Origin of the sequence: Streptomyces sp. NPDC087901, from assembly GCF_044742205.1 — a bacterium.
In the GTDB taxonomy this organism is placed as follows: Bacteria; Actinomycetota; Actinomycetes; order Streptomycetales; family Streptomycetaceae; genus Streptomyces.
The window spans coordinates 75,986-88,059 of record NZ_JBIUUC010000019.1 but is presented as its reverse complement, the minus strand read 5'-3'; the positions used below and the strand labels follow the sequence as shown (position 1 = coordinate 88,059).

Sequence of the window (12,074 nt, the reverse complement as noted above, 5' to 3'; positions counted from 1 at the left end):
CCATGGATCTTGGACTGAAGGACCGTGTGTACATCGTCACCGGAGCGACCCGGGGGCTCGGCAACGCCACGGCACGCTCGCTGGTCGCCGACGGCGCGAAGGTGATCATCACCGGCCGCGACGAGAAGAGCGTCCGGCAGGCCGCCGACGAGCTGGGCCCGGACGCCGTCGGGCTCGCCGCCGACAACGCCGACCCTGGTGTGGCGCAGCGGCTCGTGGAGGCCGCGCAGGAGGGGTTCGGCCGGCTCGACGGCATTCTCATCAGCGTCGGTGGTCCGGCGCCGGGCTTCCTCGCGGACAACACCGACGAGCAGTGGCAGTCGGCCTTCGAGTCGGTGTTCCTGGGTGCGGTACGACTGGCCCGGGCGGCGGCCGCGGCACTCGGCGAGGGCGGGGTCATCGGTTTCGTGCTCTCCGGCTCCGTCCACGAGCCGATCGCCGGACTGACCATCTCCAACGGGCTGCGCCCCGGTCTGGCCGGCTTCGCCAAGTCGCTCGCGGACGAGCTCGGCCCGCGGGGCATCCGGGTGGTGGGCGTGCTCCCTGCCCGCATCGACACGGACCGGGTACGTGAACTGGACGCGCTGTCCGGCGACGCGGAGGCCGCGCGCACGGCCAACGAGGCGCGCATCCCGCTGCGCCGCTACGGCACCCCGGAGGAGTTCGGCCGGACCGCCGCGTTCCTGCTCTCGCCTGCCGCCTCCTATCTGACGGGCATCATGGTGCCGGTCGACGGCGGGTCCCGGCACGGCTTCTGAGCCACGCGCGGCACGCCGGAGGGGCCGGACAACCGTCGTTGTCCGGCCCCTCCGGCGTCGCGTACGGCGCTTCAGCTCACGCGTTCCGCACGGTGCTTGACCGCCTTCAGCCGCACCTCGGCGGGCAGTTGCGCCAGGCCGGCCGAGTCCCGGGCATGGGCCAGCGCCTCGTCGGTGAGCCGGCCAAGCGCCTCGTCGGGTGCGGCGTGCGGTTCCATCAGCAGCCGGATCCGGGCCTGCGGAGCACTGCGCCTGCCGGTCAGGACGACCTGGGCGCGGGCCACCCCGTCCAGGGCACCCGCCTCTCCCGCGAGCACACCCTCCAGGGCGCGGCCGCGCAGCAGCGCGCCCTCGCCGTCGCCGCTGTCCACGAGCACTTCGGAGAGGCGGGCCCGGCGCAGCTGGGCCAGCAGCCACCACAGCGCGAGCACCACCAGGACCGCGAGGACCGCGATCACCACCGGCCACCACCAGCCCTCGGAGCGCCAGCGGTCCCGGTCCGCCTCACTGAGCAGTACGTCGTGCTTGCCGTACCAGGGCCACCAGGACGGTACGGAGAGCCCGAGCGCCGCGGCCAGTACCCCGCCGCCCACGCAGACCAGCACCAGTCCGGCCAGGCCGAGCAGTACCCGGTTGACGGTCCTGAGCACGCCGCTCACCCCTTCTTCGCCGGTCGGCGGACATGGACGGACAGGCTCGGCTGCCTGGCCAGCCCGAGTTCCTTGATGCCGGTGGAGAGCGCGGTGTCCAGATCGGCCCGTACGTCGTCGAGTTCACGGAAGTGCGAGACGGCCCGCACTCCCACCTTGCCCCGGCCCATCCGGACCCGGACCGACTGCACACCGGACACCTCCACGGCCCGGTCGCGCAGGACCATGGCCGCCGCGGTCCGGTCGAGGGCGGCACGTACACCCGGGCGGTCCCGGCGCATCGGCAGCAGATCACGCAGTCCGGGCGTGAGCGCGAGGACGATCAGCCACAGGCCGACCGCCACCGCGACCGAGGCGCCCGTCAGCACCCAGACGTCGTCCAGCCGGCGCTCGGCCAGTTCGTCGGCCAGCGAGCGGCGCCACCGCATCGCCGGGTGGTCGGCACGGACCGCCGCGACGTCGTAGAGCAGCAGTCCCGCGCCGCCCAGGACCACCAGGGCGGTGATGCCCGCGGGAATGCGGCGGGCGGACCAGAAGCGGCCCGCTCCGCCCTCGCTCCGTTCCTTGGCCGGGACCGGGTCGTATGCCGCGGACGACGCCGACTGGTCCAGTTCGAGCACGTCTCCGTGTTCCACCGGCTCGGCGGTGGGCAGACGCTGCGTGCCGTGTTCCGGGTTCTGGGGCTCGGTCATCGGATCCTCCCCTGCGCCGCGAGGCTCGCTCCTGAGGGGTGCAGGCGCTCGACCTGTACGGCCACTTCGGGCACCTCCATCCCCGCCAACGCCTCTACCCGTTCGGCGACCCGCCGACGCACCGCGCCGCACTGGTGCCCGATGTCACTGGGATATCCGAGCTCCAGACTCACCCGTACGCGAGCGGTGTCACGGTGCACCGTGACCGTCGCCCGCGGCGAGGCGGCGTCCTTCGCGGGCTCGTCGACCGCCTCCTTCGCCGCCTGCGCGGCGATCTTCGCGACGACCCGGTCGGCGATCCGGGTCTCCCCGCGCTCCGCGGCGGCAACCCGGCCATCCGCCCCCGGCACCCCCGTCACCGCCGGCGGTCGCCGCGATCGCGACTCCGGAAGAAGTCGCCGGGCTCCAGGTCACCGTCGAGGAAGCGACCGGCGATGAAGCCGATCGCCCCCAGCGCGGCCACCAGCAGAAAGGCACCGAACCCACCGAAGTACCCGGCGAACCCGAGCGCCATGCCGGCCACCATGCCGACCACAGCCATGCTCATCTGCGCTCCTCAACTGCCTTTGACGGGAGGACTACTGGAGTCGTGGCTCGGGCTGGTCCTCGTCGTCGTCCTCGTCGGGCAGCTTCACATCGCTCACCGCGATGTTGACCTCGACGACTTCGAGACCCGTCATCCGCTCGACTGCCGCGACAACGTTTTCCCGTACATCACGGGCGACGTCGCCGATCGACACGCCGTAGTCGACGACGATCTCCAGATCGAGGGCCGTCTGGGACTCGCCCACCTCGGCCTTCACACCCCGGGTGACGGACTTGGAGCCGCCGGGGACCCGGTCACGCACCGCGCCGAACGTCCGGGAGAGTCCGCTGCCCATCGCGTGGACGCCGACCACGTCGCGTGCCGCCATTCCGGCGATCTTCTCGACGACTCCGTCGGCGATCGTCGTACGGCCGCGGGTGGCGGGGTCTCCCCCGCCGCGCTTGGTCAGCTGGTTGCTCCTGCTGTCGCCGCCGGTCGAGTCCTTGTCGAGGCTCTCGGGCCGGTTCCGCTGTGGGGTATCGGTCATCGCCGTTCTTCCCTTCAGGACAGGTTGGACTTCCTCGCCCACATTAACGACCTCACCCGCGATTGCCAGCGGGAGAAGGAGCGGTGTCCGGGGCCTCCGGATCCAGGACGGAGGAGGGAGGGATGGCTGAGCCATCCCGACCGACGACAACGCGGGAGACGGTGGTCCCGGCCGCCGCGACGCCGGCAATCGCGGGTGAGGTCGTGGGTGCGCTTGCCCCGTCTCGCGCCGTGGATGCGGCAGGCTGAGGCAATGACGACGGCTGACGGCTCGCAGAGAGCCCAAGGATGGACGGCCGCGGTCCGGCAACGGCTCGGTCTGGGCCGGCTGCTCCCGCTGGGTGGTCCGGCGGACGGGGCCTGGATCTCGGAACGGGCCGCGACCGGCGTGCTGCGCCGGGCGGTGGGCGGTCCTGGGCCGGTTCTGCTGGAGCTGCGGATCGCCGTGGCCGATGCCGAGGCGGCTCCCGCCCCGCAGGTGCCGCCGCCCCCGAGCGCCCTGCCGCCGGGCCCGCTGCGCATCGAGGCCATGGTGGCCGCGACGGCGCACCAGCCGATTCCGGCCGCCGCCGCGGCGCTGCGCTCCGCTCTGCTGACGGCTGCCGCGCGGCGGCTCGGGCTCGTGGTCGACGAGGTGGATGTCCAGGTGGCGGAGTTGCTGGAGACCGAACCGGAACGGGCCGAACCGCCCCCTGTCGAGGTGCGCCCGGCGGATCCGGAGGGCGTGGCGGGTCGTGCGGCCGCTGGAGTGACGGGGGTCGCGACGCTGACGCGGGTGCTGGGCGCATCCGTGCACACGGGCCCGGACCACGTACGGGTCGAGCTGGCGACGGACGGCGGGCACCGGGCGCTGGACGTGGCTCGCGCGGTGCGGGCGGCGGTGACGCAGGCGGTGGACGGGCATCCGCCGGTCGCGGTGCTGGTCACGGCGGTGACGGAGGGACCGGGGCCAGAGGTCCCGTCGGCCGGCTGACGTGGCACCGGGCTCCCGGCAGTGTGCCCGGGAGCCCGGTGTCGCGTGAGTGGCGGTTGCGCTGTTCAGTGACGGTGCTGCTGTCAGTGACGGCGCGCTGTTCAGTGGCGGTGCGCTGTCAGTCGAGCGTGCCCGAGAGGTCACGCAGCCGACGGCCCTGCGCGGCACGCTCGGCGACGCGCTGCTCCTCGTACGTACGGGAGACGGCACCGCTCAGCAGGGCCTTGGTCTCGATGACGGCGTCGCGCGGCGCGGCGATCAGGGCGCCGGCCAGATCACGGGCGGTTCCTTCGAGCTCCGAGGCGGGCACTACGAGGTTGGCCAGGCCGGTGCGCTCGGCCTCGGCGGCGTGCACGAAGCGGCCGGTGGCGCAGATCTCGAGCGCGCGCGCATACCCCACCAGGTGCACCAGGGGGTGCGTGCCGGTGAGGTCGGGCACCAGCCCGAGGCTGGTCTCGCGCATGGCGAACTGCACGTCCTCGGCGACGATCCGCAGATCGCAGGCGAGGGCGAGCTGGAAGCCCGCGCCGATGGCATGCCCCTGGACGGCCGCGATCGACACGATGTCGTTGCGGCGCCACCAGGTGAACGCCTCCTGGTACTCGGCGATGACCGCGTCGAGCTCGGCCTCCGGGCCGCGCCCCATGTCGAGGAACGACGGCTCACCGTCGAACCCCTCGGGGGTGAATGCCTGGCGGTCGAGACCGGCAGAGAAGGACACACCTTCGCCGCGCAGCACGACGACCCGCACACTGCCGGGCAGAGCCCGTCCGGCCTCCGTCAACGCCCGCCACAGAGCGGGGGACTGAGCGTTGCGCTTGGCCGGATTGGTGAGGGTCACCGTGGCAACCGCGTCGTCGACGGTGAGTCGTACGCCGTCCTTGTCGAGCACAGTGTCGAGCGAGGTCATGGAGCGCCTCCGGATCGGGGTGCAGTCAGTACAGTCAGCACAGAGCTAAGTGACTGAACAGTAACCACCCGATCGACCGCACGATCGACCGGGTGGCCACCGCCGAAACCGGTGAGCCCCGGGCCGGGTCGTACGACCTGGCCCGATCCGCGGATGCCCGTCAGGCCGCCGCGGCCTTCTTGCCTCGTGTCGCTCCGCCACGTCCCCGCAGCGTCACTCCGGACTCGCTGAGCATCCGGTGGACGAATCCGTAGGAGCGGCCTGTTTCCTCGGCCAACGCCCGGATACTCGCACCGGAGTCGTACTTCTTCTTCAGGTCTGCCGCGAGCTTGTCGCGCGCGGCGCCGGTTACCCGGCTGCCCTTCTTCAGAGTCTCGGCCACCCGTGCCTCCTCGTGGGAAGTGCGCTCTGGACTCTCATGATCACCCCTCGGGGCCGTCCTGGCCACCCATTCGGCAAGGTCCGTGCAAGCGGATCGGCGCCCCGGGAGGACACCGGCATGACCGGAATCAGGCATTCCGCAGGACTGTGGGGGCAGCGGGGGAACAGTGCCGAAGGAACGTCCAGGTCAGGGCCGCACGGGGATCGAGGCCCCTCATGCGTGCACCCGACAGGTATCTGCCGGGTGCCGCGCCGAGGTACGAGACGTCCTCACACAGATGATGGATCACGCGTAGGCCGAATGATCCAGTGCGAGTGGATCAGCGGGCCGCGGCGGCCGGGAAGCGGCCGCCGCGCGCGGGGCCGGCGGCCGGGGCAGGCCCCGGGCAGCAGCCGGCCGGGTCAGGCCAGCGAGACCAGGTCCCGGTAGTCCGCACCCCACAGGTCCTCGACGCCGTCCGGCAGCAGGATGATCCGCTCGGGCTGGAGCGCCTCGACCGCACCCTCGTCGTGCGTGACGAGGACGACCGCACCCTTGTACGTGCGCAGCGCGCCGAGGATCTCCTCGCGGCTGGCCGGGTCGAGGTTGTTGGTGGGCTCGTCCAGAAGAAGCACGTTGGCAGAGGAGACCACCAGCGTCGCCAGGGCGAGCCGGGTCTTCTCGCCGCCGGAAAGCACCCCTGCGGGCTTGTCCACGTCGTCCCCGGAGAAGAGGAACGAACCGAGGGTCTTGCGGACCGCCACGAGGTCGAGGTCCGGCGCCGCGGAGCGCATGTTCTCCAGGACGGTGCGGTTCGGGTCGAGGGTCTCGTGCTCCTGGGCGTAATAGCCGAGCTTGAGCCCGTGGCCCTCGATGATGTCGCCGGTGTCGGGCTTCTCCGCGCCGCCGAGGAGACGGAGCAGGGTGGTCTTGCCCGCACCGTTGAGGCCCAGGATGACGACCCGGGAACCCTTGTCGATCGCCAGGTCGACGTCGGTGAAGATCTCCAGCGACCCGTAGGACTTGGAGAGGCCCTCCGCCATCAGCGGGGTCTTGCCGCACGGCGAGGGGTCCGGGAAGCGCAGCTTGGCGACCTTGTCGGAGACCCGGACGGCCTCCAGCCCGGAGAGCAGCCGGTCGGCGCGCTTGGCCATGTTCTGAGCGGCAACGGTCTTGGTGGCCTTGGCGCGCATCTTGTCGGCCTGGGCGTTGAGCGTCGCGGCCTTCTTCTCGGCGTTCTGACGCTCGCGCTTGCGGCGCTTCTCATCGGCCTCGCGCTGCTGCTGGTAGAGCTTCCAGCCCATGTTGTAGACGTCGATCTGCGAGCGGTTGGCGTCGAGGTAGAAGACCTTGTTGACGACCGTCTCGACGAGCTCGACATCGTGGGAGATCACGATGAATCCACCGCGGTAGCTCTTGAGGTAGTCCCGCAGCCAGACGATCGAGTCTGCGTCGAGGTGGTTGGTGGGCTCGTCGAGGAGCAGGGTGTCGGCGTCCGAGAAGAGGATCCGGGCCAGCTCGACACGGCGGCGCTGACCACCGGAGAGTGTATGGAGCGGCTGGGCGAGCACCCGGTCGGGAAGGCTGAGGGCCGCGGCGATGGTGGCTGCCTCGGCCTCGGCCGCGTATCCGCCCTTGGTGAGGAACTCCGTCTCCAGGCGCTCGTACTTCTTCATCGCCTTCTCGCGGGTGGCGCCCTTGCCGTTCGCCATCCGCTCCTCGTTCTCCCGCATCCTGCGCAGGATCTCGTCGAGGCCGCGTGCGGAGAGGATGCGGTCGCGGGCGAGCACGTCGAGGTCGCCGGTGCGCGGGTCCTGCGGGAGATAGCCCACCTCGCCGGAGCGGGTGATGGTGCCGGCCGCCGGGGTGCCCTCGCCCGCGAGGCACTTGGTGAGGGTGGTCTTGCCCGCCCCGTTGCGGCCGACGAGGCCGATGCGGTCGCCCTTGGCGATACGGAAAGAGGCGGATTCGATGAGCATGCGGGCGCCGGCGCGCAGCTCGATGCCGGAAGCGGTGATCAAGGGAAAAACTCCAGAGCGGTATGGACGGCGGAGGAACGGCTAGCGATTCACGACTCGACGCCGTTACTCACGCACACGCACAAGGAGAATTGCCATGAGAACCAGTCTACTGGCGGTGTCCAACCACTTTTCCGCCCGCTCCCACCGCAGTTGCCCGAAGCTCGCCCAGCGCGCCCGGCCCACTCCACCACGTGAGCAAAAACGGGCATTGCGGTGTGAATTATCTGATACTCGGCGCATAGCTGTGGGGCAGCCGCGAGCGGAGCAGAGGGTGGTGGCATGCAGTTCGACGACGACGCCGATCTGGACACGTCCGAGGTCCAGGACGCGCGTGGCAGCCGTATCCCGGGCGGCAGGGCCACCGTGGGCGGCGGGATCGCCGGGGTCATCGCACTGATCCTGGGACTGCTCTTCGGGGTCGGCCCCGATCAGCTCGGGCTCTCCTCCGGCGACTCGGGCACGACCGCGACCGCCTCCTCGGCCGCGCAGGTCGAGCAGAACTGCCGGACCGGCCGGGACGCCAACACCAAGGACGACTGCCGGACGGTCGCGGTGGTCAACAGCGTGCAGGACTACTGGGGTCAGGAGTTCCAGCGGCGCGACGCCACGTACGGGGGCGCCCGCACGGTCCTGTTCACCGACCGGGTCGACACGGCCTGCGGGCCGGCGACCTCGGCCGTGGGGCCGTTCTACTGCCCCGGCGACCGGCAGGTCTACCTGGACCTGGGTTTCTTCGACGAGCTGCGGACCAAGTTCGGATCGAGCGGCGGGCCGTTCGCCGAGGCGTACGTCGTAGCCCACGAGTACGGACACCACGTTCAGAACCAGATGGGAACGCTGGCCCGCTCGCAGGACGGGCGGACCGGCGAGAACAGCAACGCGGTGAAGGTGGAACTGCAGGCCGACTGCTACGCCGGGGTCTGGGCGAACCACGCGACGACCACGCCCGACGAGTCGACCGGCCGGCCGCTGATCACCGAGCTCACCCGGGCGGACATCCGGGACGGGCTCGACGCGGCCGCTTCGGTCGGGGACGACCGGATCCAGGAGAGGTTCCAGGGCCGGGTCACCCCGGAGTCCTGGACGCACGGCTCGGCCGCGCAGCGCCAGCAATGGTTCACCACCGGCTTCCGCAGCGGCGACATGGCCGACTGCGACACCTTCCGCTGACCCCGCGCGGACGGCGCGGAGCCGGTTTCGCACATCGTCCGCGCGCGGAGCCGGTTTTCACGCAGGGCATTGTCAGTGCCCGGTGGAAGACTGAGACGCAGATCACAGACGGGCCGCCGCAGGCCCGGTTCGGCGCAAGAAGGGGATGAGCACGATGACAGACGCGACGGCGGGCGTTCCGACGGTCTATCCGACGATTCTGTACGACGACGCGAAGGCCGCGATCAAGACGCTCACGGAGGGCCTCGGCTTCACCGCGGAAGCGGTGTACGAGAGCGAGGGCGGCACGGTGATGCACGCGGAGCTGTCCTGCGGGAACGGCAGGGTGATGCTGGGCTCCAAGGGCCGCGAGGGCGTCTTCGCCAAGGCGATGCAGGGGGCGGGGCCAGCCGGCGTCTACGTGGTGGTCGACGAGGTCGACGCCCACCACGCGCGGGCGGTGGAGCACGGGGTGGAGATCCTGATGCCGCCCACCGACCAGGACTACGGCTCCCGGGACTACATGGCGCGGGACGCGGAGGGCAATGTGTGGAGCTTCGGGACGTACGCCCCGGGGACGGCGGGCTGAGCGGCCGTACGGGCCCGGCCGGCTCCACGGCCGGAACCGTGGGCGGCCCGGCGGCGTGGGCGGCCCGGCGAGGTGGGCGGCCCGTCCGCGCGACCTGTCCCCGCCGGCTGAGGCTGCGGGCTGTCCGGCGCCCCGGGGAACCGGATGCCACCGGACAGCGGCCCGACGCCGGTTCAGGCTCCGCCGGTGTGCACCTGGAACGCCGCCTTGCGGACCGCTTTGGCGAGCGCGGGGTCGGGGTGTGCGGCGGCCAGGGCCACCAGAACCTGGACGGTGCGGGGGTGGCCGACGGCCCGTACCTCGTCCAGCAGCGCCGGGACGGTGCCCTGCACGGCCGAGTCGAGGTGGCGGACCAGCAGTCCCGTCTCGCCGTGGTCGGCGACGGCCGCCGCGGTGTCGACCCAGAGCCAGGTGGCCTCCTCCCGGCTGAGGACCTCCTGGGCGTCCTCGGGGTCGGCCCCGTCGTACTCCGCGAGCCAGAGCAGCGCGTAGGGGCGCAGCGACGGGTCGGTGACGACGGAGCGCACCTCGGGCTCGGCCGGTGCGCCGACGACGCGGAGCGCCTCGAAGGCGAGCCCGCGCAGCAGGGCGTCCTCACCGCGGGCCACACCGAGGAGTTCGGCGACGGCGCTGCCGACGGGGCGGGCGGCCAGCCAGGCGCGGTATTCGGCACGGGCCGGTCCGGGGGTGAGGCGGGCGCAGCCGAGCAGCATGTCGGCGGCGGACTGCTCGATGTTCCCGGCCGGGCTCTGGGCGGCGACGCAGATCTGCTCCAGCTTGACCCAGACCGCCCAGTTGCCGAGCGGGGTCAGGGTGGCGGTCCCGACGCCGAGGGTGAGCGCGCCGACGGCGGCCAGCCCCTCCAGGGCCCAGTCCAGCAGGAGGGCGACCAGCGCGGCGGGGTGGGCGGCCGGCGCAGGTGCGGCGGGGGCGGGCAGCGGCTGGGGCCCGTACGGCACCTCGCAGCGCTCCTCGTGCAGCTCCGCCACGCGCTGGCCGAGCAGGTCCAGGAGGGCGGGCACGGTGACCGGGCCCGCCGAGAGCTGAAGGAGGGAGAGCACCTGGGGCACGGCCTCGACGGCCTCGGCGACCGCGGTGGACTCGATGCCCTGCGGCGCGGGGTGGACGAGCGACCATGCGTCGAAGAGCGCCACCCAGCCGCGGAGCACGGCGGAGTCGTCGCGATCCCAGGCGCGCAGCCGCCAGCCGGGCCGAGCGGTGTCGCCGTGCAGTTCCACGAGTCCGGCGAGCCTGGCCCGGTCCCAGCCGGAGCGCACCTGGGCCGGGGACAACTCCAGCGCGGCCGCAGCCCGTTCGAGGGCCTGGGCGGCCAGTGGAGGCGTGCCGGAGCTCGCACCGTCGGCCGCCCAGCGGGCGATCCGTACGGCGTCGGCGAGAGCGGTCCTGGCCTGACGGGCCAGTTCCGCCCGGGGCGGGGTGCCCTCGGGCGGGCGGGGCGCCGGCCTGGTGCGCCGGGTTGTCACGGCCTTGCGAGCTGTGGCGAGGGGTCGCGGGCGGACAAGTCGCAGCCTGGAGTCGCGCGGGGTACGGGACGTCACGGGGAGCAGTCTTGCCTCTGACGGCCCGAAAGCCCAAACGGAACCTGGATCACCGGTGTCGGGGGCGCGGCCGCACCGGCCGGGACCAACCGGCCGAAGCGGTACATCAGCTCACATCAGGGGCGTGAGGAAGCGCCGCAGCGTCTCTTCGTAGCGGGCCGGGCCGGCGTTCCACATCGCCGCATGCGGAGCCTGGGGTACGGCGTGCAGGGCGATCAGGTCGGGGCGGCGTGCGGCGAGCTCCCGGGACGGCTGCCAGGAGGCCAGGGTGTCGTCGGGCCCGTGGAAGATCAGCGTCGGGACGTGCAGCGTCCGGGGCAGCGACGTGTCCAGGAGCCGGGCTCCGCGCAGCCCGGTCTGCCCCTGGGCGGCACGGACGGCGAGGGGCAGCAGGGCGGAGGGGACCCCCCTGGCGGCGGCCAGGGCGCGCAGGGTGGCGGCCCAGTCCAGCACCGGCGAGTCGAGGACGAGACCGCAGATCCGGTCCCGCAGCGCCGAGTTGACGCAGGCGTGCAGGGCCATCGAGGCGCCGGTGGACCAGCCGTACAGGACGACTTGTTCGGCGCCGTAGCGCACGGCGAAGCGGATGGCCGCGTCCAGGTCCCGCCACTCGGACTCGCCGAGGTGGGAAAGCCCGTCCGGTGAGCGGGGCGCTCCGGGGTCGCCGCGGTAGGCGAGGTCGAGCACCGGCAGCTGCTGCCCGTGCAGGAAGCCCGTCACGTTCAGCGGGTGTTCCCGGGTGGTGCCGATGCCGTGCACGGTGATGACCCAGGTGTCACGGGGGCCGGGCACGAACCAGGCGGGCAGACCGCCGAGTTCGCCGGGGATCTCCACCTCGCGGAATTCGAGGCCGAGAGCCGTGGAGGGGTCACCGCTGTGGAGCTCGGGCGTGATGCGGACCTTGGCGCCGGGGCGCAGGGTGCCGCGGTTCACGCGTTCCAGTCGGCGTACGACGGTGTCGGGGGCCTGGTGGGCCTGGTCGATCACCGGGCCCACCACGGCGTGGACGTCGTCGCCCACCAGCCCGTAGGTGCCGGGCCGGAGCGAGGTGAAGGACCGGGTCAGGGTGACCTGCCCGGCCGCGGTCGCATGCACGGTCAGTCTGCGGTCGGCGGGGAGGGGGCGGCCGGACGGCGCCCTGAGGGCGACGTCGCCGGCGTACCGGCCGGCCGCGACCGCTGCCGCACCGACGCCGAGGATGGTGGTGACGGCTGCTGCCGTTGCTGTAGCCAGGCGCACGGCTTCAGCTTCCCGGTCCGCGCCGCGTACGGCCAGCGGGCGGGGGCCGTACGGTGGCCCGCCCCCTCCCCGCACGGTTCTCGCGCGGCCTCCGCCGGGAC

Annotated in this window: 14 protein-coding genes; 4 read left to right on the top strand and 10 right to left on the bottom strand. The window is 72.5% G+C overall.

The features are described 5' to 3' along the window. Positions 1–2 precede the first annotated feature (2 nt). Entirely contained in the window at positions 3–758 is a 756-nt protein-coding gene (locus ACIOEW_RS37145) for an SDR family oxidoreductase (RefSeq protein WP_362546988.1), read from the top strand. A 71-nt stretch (positions 759–829) separates the two neighbouring features. Here ACIOEW_RS37145 and amaP read toward each other — a convergent pair whose 3' ends face one another. The 5 genes from amaP to ACIOEW_RS37120 are packed head-to-tail and all read right to left on the bottom strand — an operon-like array spanning position 830 to position 3,173. After that, the gene (gene amaP / locus ACIOEW_RS37140) at positions 830–1,417 is read right to left on the bottom strand and encodes an alkaline shock response membrane anchor protein AmaP (RefSeq protein WP_362546985.1); all 588 of its coding nucleotides are present in this window, start codon (positions 1,415–1,417) and stop codon (positions 830–832) included. Further along, positions 1,414–2,100, bottom strand: a complete 687-nt coding sequence (locus ACIOEW_RS37135) for a DUF6286 domain-containing protein (protein ID WP_401969639.1) — start codon at positions 2,098–2,100, stop codon at positions 1,414–1,416. Before ACIOEW_RS37135 ends, amaP begins: the two co-directional genes overlap by 4 nt. Beyond that, a complete protein-coding gene (locus ACIOEW_RS37130; protein ID WP_362546979.1) occupies positions 2,097–2,459 on the bottom strand; it encodes an Asp23/Gls24 family envelope stress response protein in 363 nt (120 codons plus the stop codon). The genes ACIOEW_RS37135 and ACIOEW_RS37130 overlap by 4 nt, the downstream gene beginning before the upstream one ends. Further along, complete coding sequence (locus tag ACIOEW_RS37125) at positions 2,456–2,647, bottom strand: hypothetical protein (RefSeq protein WP_136330255.1); 192 nt, start codon at positions 2,645–2,647, stop codon at positions 2,456–2,458. The genes ACIOEW_RS37130 and ACIOEW_RS37125 overlap by 4 nt, the downstream gene beginning before the upstream one ends. A gap of 31 nt (positions 2,648–2,678) precedes the next feature. Then, positions 2,679–3,173: an Asp23/Gls24 family envelope stress response protein gene (locus tag ACIOEW_RS37120; RefSeq protein WP_351002974.1), complete on the bottom strand. Its 495-nt coding sequence runs from the start codon at positions 3,171–3,173 to the stop codon at positions 2,679–2,681. A gap of 252 nt (positions 3,174–3,425) precedes the next feature. Here ACIOEW_RS37120 and ACIOEW_RS37115 point away from each other — a divergent pair, with 252 nt between their 5' ends. Beyond that, positions 3,426–4,145, top strand: a complete 720-nt coding sequence (locus ACIOEW_RS37115; protein ID WP_362546975.1) for a hypothetical protein — start codon at positions 3,426–3,428, stop codon at positions 4,143–4,145. 118 nt (positions 4,146–4,263) lie between these two features. On the opposite strand, the gene ACIOEW_RS37110 is transcribed toward ACIOEW_RS37115, so the two are convergent. The 3 genes from ACIOEW_RS37110 to ACIOEW_RS37100 all read right to left on the bottom strand — a co-directional run bounded on the left by ACIOEW_RS37110 (position 4,264) and on the right by ACIOEW_RS37100 (position 7,437). Beyond that, positions 4,264–5,055 carry an enoyl-CoA hydratase/isomerase family protein gene (locus ACIOEW_RS37110; protein WP_362546972.1) on the bottom strand — a complete coding sequence of 264 codons (792 nt, stop codon included), beginning with the start codon at positions 5,053–5,055 and terminating at the stop codon, positions 4,264–4,266. Between the two features lie 160 nt (positions 5,056–5,215). Next, the gene (locus tag ACIOEW_RS37105; protein ID WP_007263382.1) at positions 5,216–5,437 is read right to left on the bottom strand and encodes a helix-turn-helix domain-containing protein; all 222 of its coding nucleotides are present in this window, start codon (positions 5,435–5,437) and stop codon (positions 5,216–5,218) included. A gap of 401 nt (positions 5,438–5,838) precedes the next feature. Further along, complete coding sequence (locus ACIOEW_RS37100; RefSeq protein ID WP_362546969.1) at positions 5,839–7,437, bottom strand: ABC-F family ATP-binding cassette domain-containing protein; 1,599 nt, start codon at positions 7,435–7,437, stop codon at positions 5,839–5,841. Between the two features lie 279 nt (positions 7,438–7,716). Here ACIOEW_RS37100 and ACIOEW_RS37095 point away from each other — a divergent pair, with 279 nt between their 5' ends. Beyond that, complete coding sequence (locus tag ACIOEW_RS37095; protein WP_401969635.1) at positions 7,717–8,607, top strand: neutral zinc metallopeptidase; 891 nt, start codon at positions 7,717–7,719, stop codon at positions 8,605–8,607. Between the two features lie 154 nt (positions 8,608–8,761). Continuing rightward, positions 8,762–9,175, top strand: a complete 414-nt coding sequence (locus ACIOEW_RS37090; protein WP_401969695.1) for a VOC family protein — start codon at positions 8,762–8,764, stop codon at positions 9,173–9,175. A gap of 173 nt (positions 9,176–9,348) precedes the next feature. Here ACIOEW_RS37090 and ACIOEW_RS37085 read toward each other — a convergent pair whose 3' ends face one another. Together ACIOEW_RS37085 and ACIOEW_RS37080 are read right to left on the bottom strand one after the other, a co-directional pair. Next, on the bottom strand, positions 9,349–10,659 hold the full coding sequence (locus ACIOEW_RS37085) for a hypothetical protein (RefSeq protein WP_362547040.1): 1,311 nt from the start codon (positions 10,657–10,659) through the stop codon (positions 9,349–9,351). A 186-nt stretch (positions 10,660–10,845) separates the two neighbouring features. Beyond that, positions 10,846–11,973, bottom strand: a complete 1,128-nt coding sequence (locus tag ACIOEW_RS37080) for a hypothetical protein (RefSeq protein ID WP_362546964.1) — start codon at positions 11,971–11,973, stop codon at positions 10,846–10,848. Between the last annotated feature and the right edge of the window lie 101 nt (positions 11,974–12,074).